Origin of the sequence: Thermobacillus xylanilyticus, from assembly GCF_907165215.1 — a bacterium.
Taxonomy (GTDB): domain Bacteria; phylum Bacillota; class Bacilli; order Paenibacillales; family Paenibacillaceae; genus Thermobacillus; species Thermobacillus xylanilyticus.
This window is the reverse complement of record NZ_CAJRAY010000028.1, coordinates 1-1,474: the sequence shown is the minus strand read 5'-3', so window position 1 is coordinate 1,474 and position 1,474 is coordinate 1. Positions and strand designations below refer to the sequence as shown.

At 54.4% G+C, this 1,474-nt stretch carries 1 protein-coding gene; it reads right to left on the bottom strand.

Annotation, left to right across the window (positions count from 1 at the left end):
• Positions 1–101 precede the first annotated feature (101 nt).
• Complete coding sequence (gene ltrA, locus KJQ12_RS06565) at positions 102–1,394, bottom strand: group II intron reverse transcriptase/maturase (RefSeq protein ID WP_213483980.1); 1,293 nt, start codon at positions 1,392–1,394, stop codon at positions 102–104.
• Positions 1,395–1,474: the final 80 nt, after the last annotated feature.

Genomic DNA, 1,474 nt, shown 5'->3' with positions numbered 1-1,474 from the left:
GCTAGAGTAAAGGGCTGGGGATTCCAGCCCCTCCTCATCAAACCGTACGTGAGGTTTTCCCTCATACGGCTTTCCGATGTTCGTCATTCATGTGCATGCAACTAGCAGAGCTTCTTTAGTCCACAGACATTGGCAATGTGTTTCACTTTGTGCCAGCAACTACGCCAGTTCCGCCGCTGGTGCTTTTTCGCGTACCAGCGCGTCAACCGCATAAGAATATACCAGTCCAGCTTCGCCATCTTGCGGTGGCTGTATGCCGTCATGTAGTAATTCTTCCATCCTTGAATCTTCGGATTTAACCAGTCCACGTGTTCTTGAATCGACTTGTGCCGCATGGTCGCCGTTCCAAGCCGTTCTCTCACCACTTCCCGAATGTGCTTCTCCGCTTTCGCGCTCAGCCATTGCTGTGTGGTGTAATACACCTGGTTCCGCGACGTCGCCGCTTTCGCCTTCCGGTGATGCAGTCCAAGAAAGTCAAACCCTTCCTCTCCTGTCCACATCCCCACGATCCGCGTTTTCGTCGGGTGCAAGGTCAGTTCCAGACGTTCCATAATTGCCCTAACCAACTGGTAGGCGTGCCGGGCGTCTTTCTTCGTCTTGCACACGATGACAAAATCATCCGCGTACCGGGTGAGTACCCCGACTTCCTTCCCGTGCTTTTCCCACAATCGGTCGAAGTAGTTTAGGTAAATGTTCGCCAATATCGGCGAGATCACTCCTCCCTGCGGTGTGCCGAGGTCCGAACGTTTGACGTTCCCTTCCTCCATCACGCCTGCCCCGAGCCATTGCCGGATCAGCTTTAGGGCCCTTCGGTCGCTGATGCGCATTTCTACCAGCTTCATCAGTTTCTCTTGGTTGATGTTGTCGAAGTATCCTTGGATGTCGACGTCGACTACCCAGTTCCCTTTCCGGTTGCAGGCTTTGCGTATGCGTTCCAGCGCCTGCTTCGCTCCACGCTTGGGGCGAAAGCCGAAGGAACAGTCCTGGAAATCCGCTTCAAAGATTGGTTCCAGCACGAGTTTGGTTGCCATCTGAATGACACGGTCCCGTATCGTCGGTATGCCAAGCGGCCGTTTCCTCCCGTCCGCCTTGGGGATGTACTGGCGGCGTACCGGTTGCGGACGATATCGACCCTCCCGGAGAAGGCGTTGGCATTCTTTCACAAAGGCGATTTCGCCCTGATTTTCGATATCCGCGATGGTTTCTCCGTCGACTCCTGCCGCTCCACGGTTCGCCTTGACTGCTCGCCATGCCTCCCATAACCTATCCGTTCGATAGATCTTGTCATACAGTGCGTGGAATCGTCGCGTCTTGCTCGTCTTGGCAGCATGACCTAGCTTTTCTTGGAGTTGTTGAACTTTTTCCTTCGGTGTCGTTAGCCGTCTGGCATTCACTCACTCGTACCTCCTCGAAAAGCATGAACAAAGCAGGGGTCCTTCCCTCCCGCAGGTTGTGTTGTCCTGCGTTCCTCGGT